The sequence below is a fragment of the Streptomyces cyaneochromogenes genome (assembly GCF_003963535.1).
Lineage (GTDB): Bacteria > Actinomycetota > Actinomycetes > Streptomycetales > Streptomycetaceae > Streptomyces > Streptomyces shaanxiensis.
In genome coordinates, this window is record NZ_CP034539.1 from 10,140,908 (window position 1) to 10,154,833 (window position 13,926).

General features: G+C 68.8%; 11 protein-coding genes and 4 pseudogenes. 6 read left to right on the top strand and 9 right to left on the bottom strand.

Annotated elements, in window-relative coordinates; translation table 11 throughout:
* Nucleotides 1-116 precede the first annotated feature (116 nt).
* Complete coding sequence (gene denD, locus EJ357_RS45480) at nucleotides 117-1,142, bottom strand: D-erythronate dehydrogenase (RefSeq protein ID WP_126398446.1); 1,026 nt, start codon at nucleotides 1,140-1,142, stop codon at nucleotides 117-119.
* Nucleotides 1,143-1,304: 162 nt separating this feature from the next.
* Nucleotides 1,305-1,442: pseudogene (locus EJ357_RS50900) on the bottom strand (helix-turn-helix domain-containing protein); the annotation flags it as partial.
* Nucleotides 1,443-1,611: 169 nt separating this feature from the next.
* On the opposite strand from EJ357_RS50900, the gene EJ357_RS45485 reads away from it, so the two are divergent.
* Nucleotides 1,612-1,824: a hypothetical protein gene (locus tag EJ357_RS45485; protein WP_126398448.1), complete on the top strand. Its 213-nt coding sequence runs from the start codon at nucleotides 1,612-1,614 to the stop codon at nucleotides 1,822-1,824.
* Nucleotides 1,825-1,889: 65 nt separating this feature from the next.
* On the opposite strand, the pseudogene EJ357_RS49905 reads toward EJ357_RS45485, so the two are convergent.
* Nucleotides 1,890-2,066 (bottom strand): annotated as a pseudogene (locus EJ357_RS49905) (HTH domain-containing protein); the annotation flags it as partial.
* Between the two features lie 81 nt (nucleotides 2,067-2,147).
* Here EJ357_RS49905 and EJ357_RS45495 point away from each other — a divergent pair.
* Nucleotides 2,148-2,861, top strand: coding sequence for an NADPH-dependent F420 reductase (locus tag EJ357_RS45495; protein WP_126398452.1), 714 nt, complete (start codon nucleotides 2,148-2,150; stop codon nucleotides 2,859-2,861).
* Between the two features lie 181 nt (nucleotides 2,862-3,042).
* Here the strand turns inward: EJ357_RS45495 and EJ357_RS45500 are convergent, their stop codons facing one another.
* The 4 genes and pseudogenes from EJ357_RS45500 to EJ357_RS45515 all read right to left on the bottom strand — a co-directional run.
* On the bottom strand, nucleotides 3,043-3,810 hold the full coding sequence (locus EJ357_RS45500) for an NPP1 family protein (RefSeq protein ID WP_126398454.1): 768 nt from the start codon (nucleotides 3,808-3,810) through the stop codon (nucleotides 3,043-3,045).
* 26 nt (nucleotides 3,811-3,836) lie between these two features.
* Complete coding sequence (locus tag EJ357_RS45505) at nucleotides 3,837-4,952, bottom strand: chitinase (protein WP_126398456.1); 1,116 nt, start codon at nucleotides 4,950-4,952, stop codon at nucleotides 3,837-3,839.
* A gap of 88 nt (nucleotides 4,953-5,040) precedes the next feature.
* On the bottom strand, nucleotides 5,041-7,185 hold the full coding sequence (locus EJ357_RS45510; RefSeq protein WP_126400907.1) for an RICIN domain-containing protein: 2,145 nt from the start codon (nucleotides 7,183-7,185) through the stop codon (nucleotides 5,041-5,043).
* Nucleotides 7,186-7,328: 143 nt separating this feature from the next.
* A pseudogene (locus EJ357_RS45515) lies at nucleotides 7,329-8,195 on the bottom strand (chitinase); the annotation flags it as partial.
* Nucleotides 8,196-8,677: 482 nt separating this feature from the next.
* Between EJ357_RS45515 and EJ357_RS45520 the strand changes: the two are divergent.
* Nucleotides 8,678-9,316, top strand: a complete 639-nt coding sequence (locus EJ357_RS45520; protein WP_126398460.1) for a GNAT family N-acetyltransferase — start codon at nucleotides 8,678-8,680, stop codon at nucleotides 9,314-9,316.
* Nucleotides 9,317-9,375: 59 nt separating this feature from the next.
* On the opposite strand, the pseudogene EJ357_RS45530 reads toward EJ357_RS45520, so the two are convergent.
* A pseudogene (locus EJ357_RS45530) lies at nucleotides 9,376-9,797 on the bottom strand (IS5 family transposase); the annotation flags it as partial.
* 280 nt (nucleotides 9,798-10,077) lie between these two features.
* Entirely contained in the window at nucleotides 10,078-10,863 is a 786-nt protein-coding gene (locus EJ357_RS45535) for an AraC family transcriptional regulator (protein ID WP_126400909.1), read from the bottom strand.
* An 82-nt stretch (nucleotides 10,864-10,945) separates the two neighbouring features.
* Here EJ357_RS45535 and EJ357_RS45540 point away from each other — a divergent pair, with 82 nt between their 5' ends.
* From EJ357_RS45540 to EJ357_RS45550, 3 genes are all read left to right on the top strand, one after another.
* On the top strand, nucleotides 10,946-11,764 hold the full coding sequence (locus EJ357_RS45540) for a phytanoyl-CoA dioxygenase family protein (RefSeq protein ID WP_175647767.1): 819 nt from the start codon (nucleotides 10,946-10,948) through the stop codon (nucleotides 11,762-11,764).
* Complete coding sequence (locus EJ357_RS45545) at nucleotides 11,761-12,027, top strand: hypothetical protein (RefSeq protein WP_126398466.1); 267 nt, start codon at nucleotides 11,761-11,763, stop codon at nucleotides 12,025-12,027. Before EJ357_RS45540 ends, EJ357_RS45545 begins: the two co-directional genes overlap by 4 nt.
* 394 nt (nucleotides 12,028-12,421) lie before the next feature.
* Nucleotides 12,422-13,924: an RICIN domain-containing protein gene (locus EJ357_RS45550; RefSeq protein WP_228472808.1), complete on the top strand. Its 1,503-nt coding sequence runs from the start codon at nucleotides 12,422-12,424 to the stop codon at nucleotides 13,922-13,924.
* Nucleotides 13,925-13,926 lie beyond the last annotated feature (2 nt).

A 13,926-nucleotide genomic window follows, 5' to 3' on the forward strand; every position in this document is an offset into this window, starting at 1 on the left:
GTGGGTGAGGCGCGGGCGCTCGAACCGTCGACGAGCGTGGTGCCCCGACCCCGACCCCGACCCCGACCCCGACCCCGACCCCGACTTCGACGGGACAACGCGGCGGCAGTCGGCCGTCACCTGGCGGGCGGTAGGTCGGCCAGGACCGCCTCGGGGTGGTCGGCGAGGTACTCCCGTACGACCGATGCGAAGCTCGGGTCGGGCTGAAGCCCGAGCGCGGCGGCACGTGTGTTGTCGAAGACGGAGGGCCACGACCCCACGATGGTTTCGATGGCAGGATCGGGCGCGATCGACACCAGATCGGCCACGGCGTCCCCGGCCACCTGCCGCAGCGTCGTCAGCATCTCGGCGACAGAGACCGTGAGTGCCGGAAGGTTGACCGGCAGCCCGCCGTCGAGCCGGCCCCGCCCGGTGCTGCGCTCGACTTCCGCGATGCGCAGGATCGCCTCGACCGTGCGCCGTGGCGAGGCGAGGGCCACTCGCAGGGCGGGACGCACGGGGCAGATCGCCGGGAGGCCCGCGAGCGGTTCGCGGATGATGCCGGACAAGAAGCCGGAGGCGGCGGCGTTCGGCTTGCCCGGCCGCACCGACACGGTCATCAGGCGGGCGACGCGTCCGTCGACGAAACCCCGGCGGGTGTAGTCCGCGATCAGCTGCTCGCAGACGAGTTTCTGAATCCCGTAGCTCGATCGTGGCGTGGGCAGGGTCGATTCGCCGACCACGGGCGGGAGGGGCAGCGCCGGGTCGGAACCGTAGACAGCCACGCTGCTGGAGAACACCACGCGCGGAGCCGGCCCGCCGGCGGCCGACTGTCCCCGGGCGGCTTCGAGGAGGGCGCGGGTGGTGTCCAGGTTGGTGCTCATACCGAGATCGAAGTCGGCTTCGCACTCGGCCGAGACGGCGGCGGCGAGGTGGAACAGAACGTCCACCGGCTCCGCGAACACCTCGTCGAGGCGGTCGATCAGGTCGCCGTGCACGATCTGCACGAGGGGGTCGGACGCCGAGGGCGACTCGGGCGGCACGATCCGGTCGGCGAGCACCAGGCGATCGATCGGCGCGCCACGGAACGTCCGGGTCGTGAGCAGGGTGCCGGTGAGCTGTCGTCCCAGGAAGCCGAAGCCACCGGTGATGACGATCCTCATGCGCTGTCTCCTCGGTAGTCGCTCAGCCGGCCAGGCCCCATGCCGACAAGGGCTACGACTACGTCCACCTGCGGCGATGGTCAAGCAACCGAGGGCATCCTGCACCGCACCGCCCGCAGGGAGTTGAGAATGCGCAGCACTTGACCGCGAGGTCGTTTCAGCCTTGGCGATACGTCGGCGCACGGTGTTGCGATGGAGTCCAAGAGCGGCGGCGGTACGGCCCAGCTGCCATGGTGGGCAAGCCATGCGCGCAGGGTTCCAGCAGGACGGCGGGACCGGGTGATCACCCGTATGGCGCATCGGACCGCACTCTCCGGATGCCTTGCGATGCCGGTTCCTTTCAGCTGGTGAGCCCTTGCGCTCGGCCGGGTGGGCCTGTCCGGGCTGGCTCGACCAGGGGCGCGAGGGCGCGTGTGTCGGCTTCGCCTGGTCCCATGAGCTGATCGCGAACCCGGTTCAGGTGCCTGGCATGAACGACAGCTTCGCCCGTGAGGTGTACCGGGAAGCACAGCGGCTCGATGAGTGGCCTGGGGAGAACTACGAGGGTACGTCGGTGTTGGCGGGCGCCAAGGCGGTCGCTGCCCGGGGGTACATGGATGAGTACGTCACGCGCAATTCTGTTCCGCTGAGGGCTCCGGAGGCGGATCCCGACCTTCTTCATGAGACCGGTGAGATCGACTGATCGCCCGCCGCACGCGGTCGGCGACGGTGCGGGGGTGCTCGAGGACGGCGGGGCCGGCGTCGAGGGGGAGGGAGGTCGGCGCCCGCGGCCAGGCGGTAGCCGCGGTCGATGTCGCGGTGGACAGTGCGCACGGTGAAACCCAGGCGGTCGGCGAGGTCCGCGCCGGACCACCCTCGGCGTGTCTGCAGCAGGGGCAGCAGCCGCAGCACGCGGGAGGTCGTGTCACTCGTCGTGATCTCCACTCTGCCCGTGCCAAAGGACAGAAGCTGTCCTAAAGCCCTCCTACTGTGAAGCTGTCCGCAGGAACAACACCGGAGGAATGCATGGGAATCGCTGTTCTCGGTACGGGTGGCGGCGCTCGGGCCCACATCGCGAAACTCGCCGAGCTCGGTCACGAGGTCCACGTCGGCACACGAGATCCCAGGGCCACCCTCGCGCGCACCGAGCCCGACATGATGGGCAACCCGCCGTTCGGCGCCTGGCTCGCCGACCACCCCGGAATCCAGATGCACACCTTCGCGGATGCCGCCGAGCGGGCGGCGGAGCTGGTCATCAGCGGCATCGACGGCCACAACGCGGTCGCCGCCCTGTCCGCCGCGGCGGAGCAGCTGGCGACCAAGACGCTCGTCGACTACGCCGTGCCGTACATCTACAACCCCGACCTGGAGCATCCCTGGCCCACACCCTGGGGCACGATGCCGAAGCTCGACCCGTGCGACACCGACAGCCTCGCCGAGCGGATCCAGCGCGCGCTGCCGCGGACGAAGGTCGTCAAGGCGTTCGTCACGCAGGAGCAGGACACCGTCGTCGACCCGAAGGGCGTCGGGGCGGGCGAGCACACGATGTTCATCGCGGGCGAGCACACCGACGCCAAGGCGGCCGTCACCGACCTGCTCAAGGCCTACGGCTGGACCGACATCCTCGACCTGGGCCCGCTGGTCTCCGCCCGCGGCATGGAGATGTACGCCCACATGCACTCCGCCATCGGCTTCGCCCTCGGATTCGGCACCCACTTCGGCATCAAGGTCGTCCGCTGAACGGTGGGGCACGGCCGCGGCCGGGTCCAGAATCTCCGCCGGGCGGGTGAATGTCGTCACCGGCGTGAGGCCGTGGACCGCCGTTACGGATGGCCCCCGCCGACGAGTGCCAGCGGGGGCGTTCGCTTCACACCGTTGCCCGTACCACCGCCGGTGATCGGTGGCCCGGGAGGGCCGAGCGTCAGGCGTACGGATCGAAGGGGATGCCGGACGGCTTCGCGTGGTCCAGGGCCCACTGGAAGTCGCCGTCGTCGATCTTGACGGTCGCCGAGCCGAAATCCGCGCTCATGAGCTTGTCGCGGTAGCCGGCCGGGAAGCCGTTCCAGCCGACGAGGCGCGGGTAGAACCAGTTGCCCGTGGCGTTCTCCGCCGGTTCGTCGTTGCCGTTGGCGAAACGGAAGCAGTGACTCGAGACGCCGTCCTTGTGATAGACGATCTTCGGGTGGGTGCCGTCGAAGCGGATCGCCGAACGGGCGGCCACCTGGTAGGTGTTGTGCTGGGACACAGACACGTACTGGACCTCGTTGTTGTGGATCCACACGATGACGTGCTCCCAGTCATGGGTGTGACCGAGGGCCGCCGGACCGAGGGTGATCTGGTCCTTCTCGAAGTAGCTGGCGTACATCACCGCGCACCAGCCGTTGTTGCACTTCGAGCGCGAGTAGGTGTTGGCGTTGGCCAGCTGGGCGTAGTCGTGGCACTTGCCGTTGACGTCGCCGCCGAGCTTCAGGCCCGGGTTGAGGGTGCCGTCGGTGCCGATGGCGGCGGTGGCGTAGCAGCCGTCACCGTCGTAGTCGTAGGCGGGGGAGAAGGTCTGATCCAGGCCGTCCGCGTTCTGCGGCAGCAGGGTCAGGACGTTCGCGTGGGCGGTCGCCGGGACCGCGATCACGAGCGTCAGCGCTCCGACCGCTCCGAGGAGGACTTTGGCGAGGGGCCTCAACTTGCGCATCTCGACTCCTTGTTGAGTGCCGGTCGTCAGCAGTAGAGGTTGCCGCCCGGGGAGACGCCGAGGATCGAGGTGAATCGGTTGTAGGCGTCCACGCGGCTCTGTACCTGGGCGGGGTTTTTGCCGTCGCATTCGAGGGAGCCGTTGATGGAGCGGATGGTCTGGCCGAAGCCGGCCTGGTTGACCATGGCGTTGTGGGGGGTCATGGTGCCGGGGCCGGTCTGGGTGTTCCAGTACCACAGGCCGGTTTTCCAGGCGACGGGTGCTTCGTTCTGTACGCGCCAGGGGTTGTTGAGCAGGTCGATGCCGAGGGCGTCGCCGGCGGCCTTGTAGTTGAAGTTCCAGCTGAGCTGGATGGGTCCGCGTCCGTAGTAGGCGGCCTGGCCGGCGGGGCAGCCGTAGGGCTGGTTCCAGTCGCAGTAGTGGGGGTAGTTGGCCTGGTTCTGTTCGACGATGTGGACGAGTCCGCCGGTCTCGTGGTTGACGTTGGCGAGGAAGGCGGCTGCTTCCTGTTTCTTGACCGTGTCGCTGCCGGTGTTGGCGAAGCCGGGGTAGGCGCTGAGGGCGGAGGTGAGGCCGCTGTATGTGTAGAAGGAGTTCCGGTTCGGGAACATCTGGTTGAACTGCGCCTCGCTGACGACGAAGCCTGACGGGTTGCCGCCGCCTCCGCTCGCGGGCGCGTTCCACTTCTGGTTCGCGGCGCCGGTGCAGGTCCAGATCTGCAGGCGGGTGCCGTTGGCGCTGTTGTTGTCCCGGACGTCCAGGCACTTGTTCGCGGCGGGGTTGACGACGTCGCGCGCCGCGCTGACCACCCACTGCTGGTTGGCGCCGCCCGAACAGTCCCACAGCTGGACCGCCGCGCCGTCGGCGGTACTGCGGTCGACGACGTCCAGGCACTTGCCGAGTGCGCGCAGGGTCCCGTCACCGGGGTTGGACCAGGTCTGGGCGCCGGTGCCGTTGCAGTCGTAGAGCTGTACGGCGGTGCCGTTGGCGCTGGAGGCACCCGCCACGTCGACGCACTTGCCGGCGAGTCCGCTGATCGTGCCGTCGGCGGCCTGGGCGGGGGTCACGGTGAACAGAGTGGTGAGGAGGGCGGAGAGAACGGCGAGGACCGCGAGGCGGGGTCTGCGCTGGGTCAGGGACATGGCTGAGGACGCTCCTTGGGGGTGTCGGGGGGTGGGTCGGCCGCCCCTCGGGCGGAGCGGCGGCCGACGGCGGAGCTGGATTGAAGCGCTACGGGTAGCTCGTCAGATTGGCCACGTTGGTCGTGGAGTTGGACGGACCACCGGTGTTGTTGACGACGTGCCGGATGGTGCCCGTGCCGCCGAGCGAGACCGTCACCATGCTGGTGAAGCGGACGCCCCCGTTGCTCGGTGCCTCGATGGCACGCTCGGCGACGACGCTCGGGTTGACGTTGAAGTAGCAGTAGCTGCCGAACCCGTAGACCTGGTGGCTGGTGACCGAGTCGGCGACCTTGTAGGCGGCGTAGCCCTGCGTCGAGCCGTTCATCCAGGACGCCTGGTTCGGTGGGTCGTACGGCATCTCGTTCTGGTAGAAGTACGTCCGCCCGCCGTTGCCGTTCCAGACGGTCTGGTGCTTCTGGTAGTGCTCGACGAACAGGCCGTACGCGGTGACGTTGTCACCGTTGACGATCAGGCCGGTGTCGCCGGTGTTGGTGGTCCAGCCGACGCCGTTGCCGTGGTCGGCGCGCCAGATCCAGGTGTGGTCGGCGATGACGTTGTCGCTGTTGATCACCAGGCTGGTGGTCGCCTTGCCGACGGCGGCGCCGCCGACGCGGAAGTACACGTCGTGCAGGGACGTCGGGTTGGCGGCGTGCGAGGCGGAGGAGTTGCCGGGGCCGACCTCCACGAGGGTGCCGGAGTTGGTCGTGCCGGCGTCGAAGAGCACACCGGCGATCTTGACGCCGTCGACGTCGGCCACCCGCATGGCGGTGACGCCGTTGTCCGGGATGAAGGTCGACAGGCCCAGGCCCAGGACGACGGTGTCGGCGCGGTTGACCTGAAGCGTCTGGTCGAGGTGGTAGACACCGGGGGTGACCAGCAGGTTCAGGCCCGAGGCCAGTGCGGAGTTGATCTGCGCGGCGGTGGCGCCCGGCCGCACGATGTAGAACCGGCTCAGCGGGAGCGAGCTGCCCGAGGCGCCGTTCGCCCAGCTGATGCCGTTGGAGTTGGCCCGCGGTGCCGGCACGAACACCTGGTAGGCACCGTTCTCGTCGACGTACAGGAACGGCTTCTCCCTGCTGACCGGGGACTGCGCGACCGTGGTGTACGGCGGGCTGGGGAATTGGGTGGCCGGGACGCCCTGGCTGCCGACGAAGACCATGTTCCAGTTGGAGCCGGTCCAGCTGCCGAGCTGGGAGTTGCGGGTCAGCCACTGCTGCTGGCTGCCGGAGTTGACCTGACCGTCGATCTTGGTGTCGGCGAACAGGCCGCCGCTGGACCAGCCGTTGTCGTCCAGGGCGAGGTTGCCGCGCAGATGCATCCGGCGGTACGCCGAGGCTTGCGAGACCGCCCAACGGTCGGTGCCGCTCGTCGGGTTGACGGACAGGTTCTCGGCGCCGCGCCAGAAGTTCTGCGTCGCGTTGCCCTGGAACCAGTCGGCCTCCGCGTGTACCGCCCCGTTGATCGTGACCGCGTCCGGGGACAGGCCGAGACCGGCGACCTGGGTGTAGAAGCCGACGTTGACGTCCGCGTTGTAGGAGCCCGGCTTGAACAGGACCGCGTAGCGCTGGGAGCCGAACTGGTTGGTCTCCTGCTGCTGGAAGATGGTGTTGAGCCTGCTCTGGATCGTGGACGCCGACATGGACGGGTCGAAGACGGCGACGTTCGGGCCGAGGTCCGGAGTGGTGCCGGACTGGGTCACGGGGACCACCTGGAAACGTTGGGCGGCGCTGCCGTTGCAGGTGTACTGCACGAACTGCACGCTGTCCGCGGTCGAGGCGCCGGGGTCGTCCAGGCACTTGCCGCTGTTGCGGTTGACGAAGCGGTAGGCGCCACCGCCTTCGTGGACGGGCAGCCACTGCTGGTTGGCGCCGCCGCCGTAGGTCCACAGGTGTACGGGCGCGTTGTCTGCCGTGGAGACGTCGGCGACGTCCACGACCTGGTTGGCGTTGTTGCGGTTGTTGATACGGACATAGCCGTCGCTGGTGGTGGTGAAGCTCCACTGCTGGGCCGTGGAGCCGTTGCACGAGTACTGCTGCACGACGGTGCCGTTGGCGGAGGCCGCCGACCGGGCGTCCAGGCAGCGGCCGCTCGCGGCGTTCATGACGGTCGCGAAATCGGTGGGCAGCGCGGCGGCCGCGCTCTCCGCCGCAGGCGCCGCGGTGAGCAGGGAGGCGACGGCTGCCGCGGTGACCACCGCGGAAGCGGTTGATCTGCGGCGGCGCTTGAGTACGGAGCGCAAGGATACGGAGCGCAAAGAGGTGAGCACGGGTTCTCCTTGCCGAAGGAGCGCGGGTGGTTGGGGGGAGTGGGAGTGGGAGTGGGGGTGGGGGTGCTGGATCAGCCGGTGTACGCCGCGAAGACGCGGGTGTAGTCCCAGTCGGACTGGCTCACGCCGGAGCAGCTGTCGGCGGGGCCGCCGGTGCACGGGCGGTCGCGGTTGGCGGACCAGAACGTCAGCCGGGCCAGGTGGTGCTGCTGGGCGTAGGCGAGCATCGTGCGGAAGTCGGCGACCGTGACGGTCTCGCCCTGGTCGGTGATGCCGTTCATCGACGAGATGCCCATGAGCCGGTAGGCCTGGTCGTCGCTGTAGCCGTAGGCGTTCTTCAGCGCGTTCTTGAGGCCTTCGGCGGCCCGCGTGCTGAGGTTGCCCATGTTCTGGCCGACCCCGCCGAAGTTGAACGGCATGATCGTCCAGGCGTCCACGGTCAGACCGGATGAGGCGGCGCGGTTGATCAGGCTGGTGTCGGGGCCGCTCTGCCCGGTGCCGATGGTGACGTAGACCTTGAGGCCGGGGTTGTTGTTCTTCACGGCCTTGAGCGCGTCGACGGTGCGCTGTTGCACGGTGGGGCTGTCGTAGGCGTCGGCCTCGAGATCGATGTCGATCGCCTTGAGCCCGAACGCGGTGATCACCCTCTGGTAGGCGGCGGCCAGTTCGCTCGCGCTGGAGCAGGAGCTCTCCAGCTTGTTACCGCTCCACCCGCCGAAGGACGGGACGACGTCGCCGCCGTTCGCCCGCACGGTGTTGATCGTCTGCTGGTCGACACCGCCGGTCAGCGCCCGGCTGCCGTCCCACCGCGGGTTGCAGTAGCCGTTGCTGAGCACGAAGGCGAGGGTGAAGTACCTGACCCCGGTGGCGTTGGTGACCGTGGTGGGGTTCGGCGGGCTGCCCCAGCCGTTGTAGAGGTACGGCGCCACGGCTGCCGACGTGAACGGGGCGGCGTCGTCGGGGCTGGTGATGGTGCCGGTGCCGGCCTGCGCGGGTGGCGTGCCGAGCAGGCCGGTGGCGAGGGAGAGAGCGGCGAGAGAGACAGCCGTGGGGAGAGGTCTGGGCATGGGTGCAGAGGCCCTTCGTGGGGGGTGAACAACCGAGGCCGCGTTTACCGCATGAACGGTGAATGCGGCACGCGCTGCGATGCTGACCCGTGAACCTAAAGGTCTGGACCACTTTCGTCAATACGTGAAGTAAGGCTTGAGGGAAGTGGGTTACGGCTTCCGGCCAGCTGTCGGTCGCCAGCTCCGGATGATCGGCCTGCCACTGCTGGGTGAAGGGGGTGACCGTCGCTCGTCCGCGCCGGGGCCCGCTTCGAACGCCCCAAAACCCCCTCACGGCATGAACTGCCTCAACGGGTCCGTAGAATCTGACATCTGCTGGTTACTGGACTTCCTCAACACGCAGGTGGCCTACCGTGCGTGAACCGCACCCGCTCCTCACCTACTTCATGGACGCTGCCGACGGTTGCTTCCCACCGGTCGACGGCCGGGTGACGGTGCTGCCGCCCCTGCCTGGGGGGCTCGAATGCTCGGTCGCCTTCACCGGTCACGCCGTCGTCGCCACCGCCATGACCAACCAGGCCGTATACGCCGCGGGCCCGGACGGCTTCGGCGAGTCGCTGTCTGCGGACTTCCTGCGCCACCTCGCCGGACCCACGGGCTGGATCGGCGTCACCGACGCCACACTCACGGCCCGCGGCACCGGCGGCCCCCCGCGTCTGACGGAGCTGACCGACGCAGACGACCATCCGCGTGTCCGCCACGCCCTGTGGCTGCGGACAAACGTCCAGGTCTACGGTGACGAACGTGGCCTCATCACCCTGGCCGACGGACTCGCCGGGCGGCGAGAGCTGAGTATCGAACTCCACCGCGCTCAGTACGGCAGCCGCGGACATGGGCGGTCGCTCCTCTCCGATGCCCTTTCGCTGGTCCCGGAAGGCGAACCGGTCTTCGCCGCGGTTTCCCCGGGCAATGCCCGTTCCCTGCGCGTTTTCCTCGCGTGCGGGTTCACGCCCATCGGCAGCGAGGTTCTGCTGCGTCCCGAGCGGGGGTAGCCGGCCTCGGCCGCGGTGGCGTCCTCGAAGGTGGCCGTCACCTAGGGGATTTCGTTGGATCACCGGGCGGACCGCAGGAAGATGCCGGCAATGTGGAGTCCGGCCAGGTAGATGGTCGCGGTCTTCTCGTAGCGGGTCGCGATGCCTCGCCACTGTTTCAAGCGGTTGATGCACCGCTCGACGGTGTTGCGCTGCTTGTAGGCCTCAGGGCCGAAGGCCGGTGGTCTGCCGCCCGGCTGCTCCGCCGCAGGCGGTGGCCTCGCTGATCCGCCGGGACCGGGATCACCGCCCGGATGCCGCGGTTGCGCAGGTGGTCGCGGATCGCGCGAGATGAGTAGGCCTTGTCCGCAAGGACCATGACGTCGGTGAAGGCGGGAGCGTCACCGGCCTGTCCGGCGGTGAGAATGAACGCCAGTGGCCGGCAGCGGGCATCGGCTGCCAGGTGGATCTTGGTGGTCAGCCCGCCGCGGGACCGGCCGATGGCGTGGTCGGCCGGCTCGCCAACAGGGGCCCTTTTTGCGGGCCCCGGCCGCGTGCTGGTGAGCTCACGCGACGATCGTGGAGTCCACAGACACGGCCCAGGCCAGGTCCTCATCGGCGTCGGCCTGAGCCATCAGCGCGGTGAACACCCTCCCCCCGCTTCGGCGTCCGGTCCGGGAGCAACGGCTCGATCCGAGCCCACTGCGCAGGTCGAACGGGATAGGGCAGGACCGGCTCCGTACGCGCCCTGCCGGCCACGAGGCAGCTGTCAGCAGGAGTCCTTACAGTCCTGGGCCGTCCAGCCCCGCAGGGATGGCCGCACGTACGTCACGCGGGCTCGCGCCGAGTTCACGGCGGCAGGCCTTGTTGAAGGCCTGGAGGTCGGCGATGCCCACGGCCGCGGCGATGGCGGTGATGGACAGGGTGGACGACAACAGGAGGTGCCGGGCGCGTTGAAGGCGTCGCTGCCGGATGTACGACACGACCGTGAGGCCCGTTTCGGCACGGAACACACGCGTCAGGTGTGTGTGGGAGATCCCGATGGCGCGCGCGACGTCCGGTACGGACAGCGGGCCGGCCAGGTGTTCCTCGACGTAGGCCTGTGCGGCGGCCACGAAGGGGTGGCGGCGCCCGGCGCCAACGCCCCTCGGCAACTCGGCGATGCGCCACAGAGCGGTCCAGACCTCGGCCGTGGCTCGCCGGGGAGAAGTCGGCATGGCCGTCACGGCGTGTCGGAGCAGATCGGCCAGGCGGGTGCTCTCGGCCGCGGCGTCCTGCATCACCGGCACCACCCGCGCGCTCCCGCCGTCGTGCAGCCGCAGATGGACGTAGAAATGCTCAGACCGGCCCCGATAGTGGAAGTGCACCTCCGTGTTCGGCGGCACCAGGCTGACGTGGCCGGGGCGTATGGGGTGCACCGACTGCCCGAGAGACAGCGCACCCTCGTAGTTGTAGAGGTGCAGCTGCCACAGGTCGGGCAGCCGGAAGACGTCGTGGGCGCTGGAGACGCCGTGCACCCCGATGCCGGCATTGACCACGGTGGGCGCCTCGTCGAGCCGTACTGTCACGTGTTTCACGAGGATGGAAAATTACCAGCACTGGACGATTTCAGCCCACGACTGAGCCGGTCAGGGCGCTTACGTTCGTCGCATGTCAACCAGCAAGCAACTCCTGACCTCGGTTCAGGTGGCGCGCTTCGTCGCGCAGGGTTTCCTGCGCCTGGACGGGGTGGTGCCGCAAGAGATCAATGAGCGGGCCATCGCGACCTTGACCGAGGGCCTGCCGGACGTGGCCTACGGAACTCCGCTGGGCGGGGCGTTCGCGCCGGACACCTTCGTCCACGAACTGCTCGCCCTGCCGGTCGTCGCGGGCGCTGTCGAGAGTCTGGTCGGGCCCGACCCGACCGTCGACCACCATGCGGTTCATGTGCGCTGGCCGCACGAGGGAGAGGCGCAGCCGCTCCACGGAGACGCGATCATCGACGTGCGGCCGGACGCGTTCGACATCCAGCTCATGTACTACCCGCACGAGGTGACCGCCGACATGGGCGGCACCCTCAGTGTGCCCGGAAGCCATCTGCGCAGGATCAACGAGACGGACGTCGGCCGCGTCCAGAACCTCAGGGGACAGACCCGTCTGACCTGCCCGGCCGGCACGGTCGTTCTCGTGCACCACGGCATCTGGCACAGCGGCCGCCGCAACGACACCGCGAACCGCCGCTACATGTACAAGCTCCGCCTCAACCCGACCGTGCCGCAGGTGCGTCTGTGGGACCTCTCCGACCTGCACGACCCCGCGGTGACCGCGGAACTCAACACGTACCTCCCCTGGTACGAGCAGGCCACCGGCCGACTGGAGATCTACAACCGGGTCCTGCTGTGGCGGGCCCTGACCGGTGACGACTCCTTCGATGTCGAGTACTGGGTCACACGCGTCAGCAACCGGCCTACCCTGGGGAGCCACGCATGAGGCAGCAGGTTCTGGTCCTCTATCTCTCGACGTCGACGCTGGACTCCCACGTCGTGGGCTGGTCGCAGTACGACGGGACCGGCCGGACCCACCCGACGACCGGCGACAGCGACGAGCCGCCCTATCCCACCGGGCTCGCCGCGCTGCTCGACGGGTGGCGCCTGTTCCAGGCGTCCCAGCTGCTGCCGCCTCAGGCCGGTCACGAGTACGACGTCTCCTTCCTCAAGCACGAGTTCTTCTTCGAGAAGCTGGAGGACGACTGACGGCCTCGCGCTCGTCGATGTGAGCCGGGGGCATGCGGACGGCGGGGCGGCGCATCGTCTGACGGCCCGGATCAGGTGATCAAGCGCTTCGAAAAAGCCCCGCCGACCTTCCGCCGTACCTTCGTGCCGACGGACCTGAGATGCCAAGTCATGCAGCGCGCTTACATTCGAAGCGCTTCGACAGTATGGTGCGCGCCGGGAGTATCGCGTCCGGTGTGCCCAGAGTGACCCGACGCCTTCTCCGAGCCGACGGCGCGTCACCGACACCCCAGCAGGGAACCGGGTGACGCGCGCACTGAAGGAGACAGGGATGCATGGCTCGTATGTGAGACTCACGGTTCCCTGGTGGCGTCGCGGGAGGCGAACGGCCGTGCTCGCCGCGGTGACCGCCCTCATGGCGACGCTCTTGGCCGGGTTGGGTGCCACCGGGACGGCGCAGGCGGCCACGGTGGACACGAGCGCGTGGTATGCGCTGGTCAACCGTGGCAGCGGCAAGGCTCTGGATGTGGCGGGCGCGAGCACTGCCGACGGTGCGGGCGTGACGCAGTGGAGTCGCATGGACAGTGCCAATCAGCGGTTCCAGTTCGTCGATTCGGGTGGCGGCTACTACCGGTTGAAGGCGCAGCACTCCGGGAAGGTGCTGGACGTCCTCAACTACTCCACCGCCGACCAGGCGGACGTGGTGCAGTGGGGTGACGCCAACGGCACCAACCAGCAGTTCCGGCTGGCCGATTCGTCGGACGGTTACGTCCGTCTGATCAACCGCAACAGCGGCAAGGCCCTTGAGGTGCAGAACGCCTCCACCGCGGACGGCGGCAAGGTCGTGCAGTTCGCCGACTGGGGCGGGGCCAACCAGCAGTGGCAGCTGGCCCGTGTCGGCTCCGGCACGCCGACGGCGGGAGCGCTGGCGCAGGCGCACGCCGCGGGGCGGGTCAAGGACAACGGAAACACGGTGCAGTACAGCTGGCCCGGCGTCTACTTCGAGGGCCGCGTCAGCGGCACCGGCGTGGGCATCGTGCTGAACGACTCGGCCGCCGACTACGACGTCCAGATCGACGGCTCCACCGTCGCCACGCTCGTCACGCCCGGCAACACCACGCACTGGATCAACGGCCTGTCCAACAGCACGCACAGCGTCCGGGTCGTCAAGCGCAACGACACCCCCGGGGACACCAGCACGTTCGGCGGCTTCGTCGCCGCGCCCGGCGGCACCGTACTGAGCAAGCCCGCCGCCCGCAGCCGCCAGATCGAGTTCATAGGCGACTCCCTCACGGTGGGCTACGGCAACCTGTCGAACTCCCGCACCTGCACCTGGGACCAGCTCAAGCGGAACACCAACTCCGACGTGAGCTACGGCGCCCTCACCGCCCGGAAGCTGAACGCCGACTACCAGATCAACGGCTACTCGGGCCTCGGCATGGTGCGCAACTACAACGGAGGCCGTACGGACGTCACGTACCGGAGCTTCTACGACCGTGCCCTGCTGAACGACTCCGGCGACGTCTGGCAGAACCCGGGCACCTGGCGCCCCCGGGTCGTGGTGGTCAACCTCGGCACCAACGACTTCTCGACGGCCATCAACCCCGGTGAGCCGTGGACGTCCGACAGCCTCGCGGCCGGCTACCGCACCGCCTACGGCGACTTCATCCAGAAGCTGAGGACGCGCTACGGGGCCGACACGACCATCGTGGCGGTGGGCGCCGGCCAGTACGCCGGACATGTCCAGCAGGTCGTCAAGGCGCGCAACGACGCCGGTGACAGCCGGGTCCGCTACTGGTTCCTCGACGACTCGGGCCTGGACTTCCTCGGCTGCGACTGGCACTACTCGGCCGCCGACGACCGACTCATCGCCGACCGGCTCACCTCGTTCATCGCCGGTCTGCCGACGGGCTGGTGACC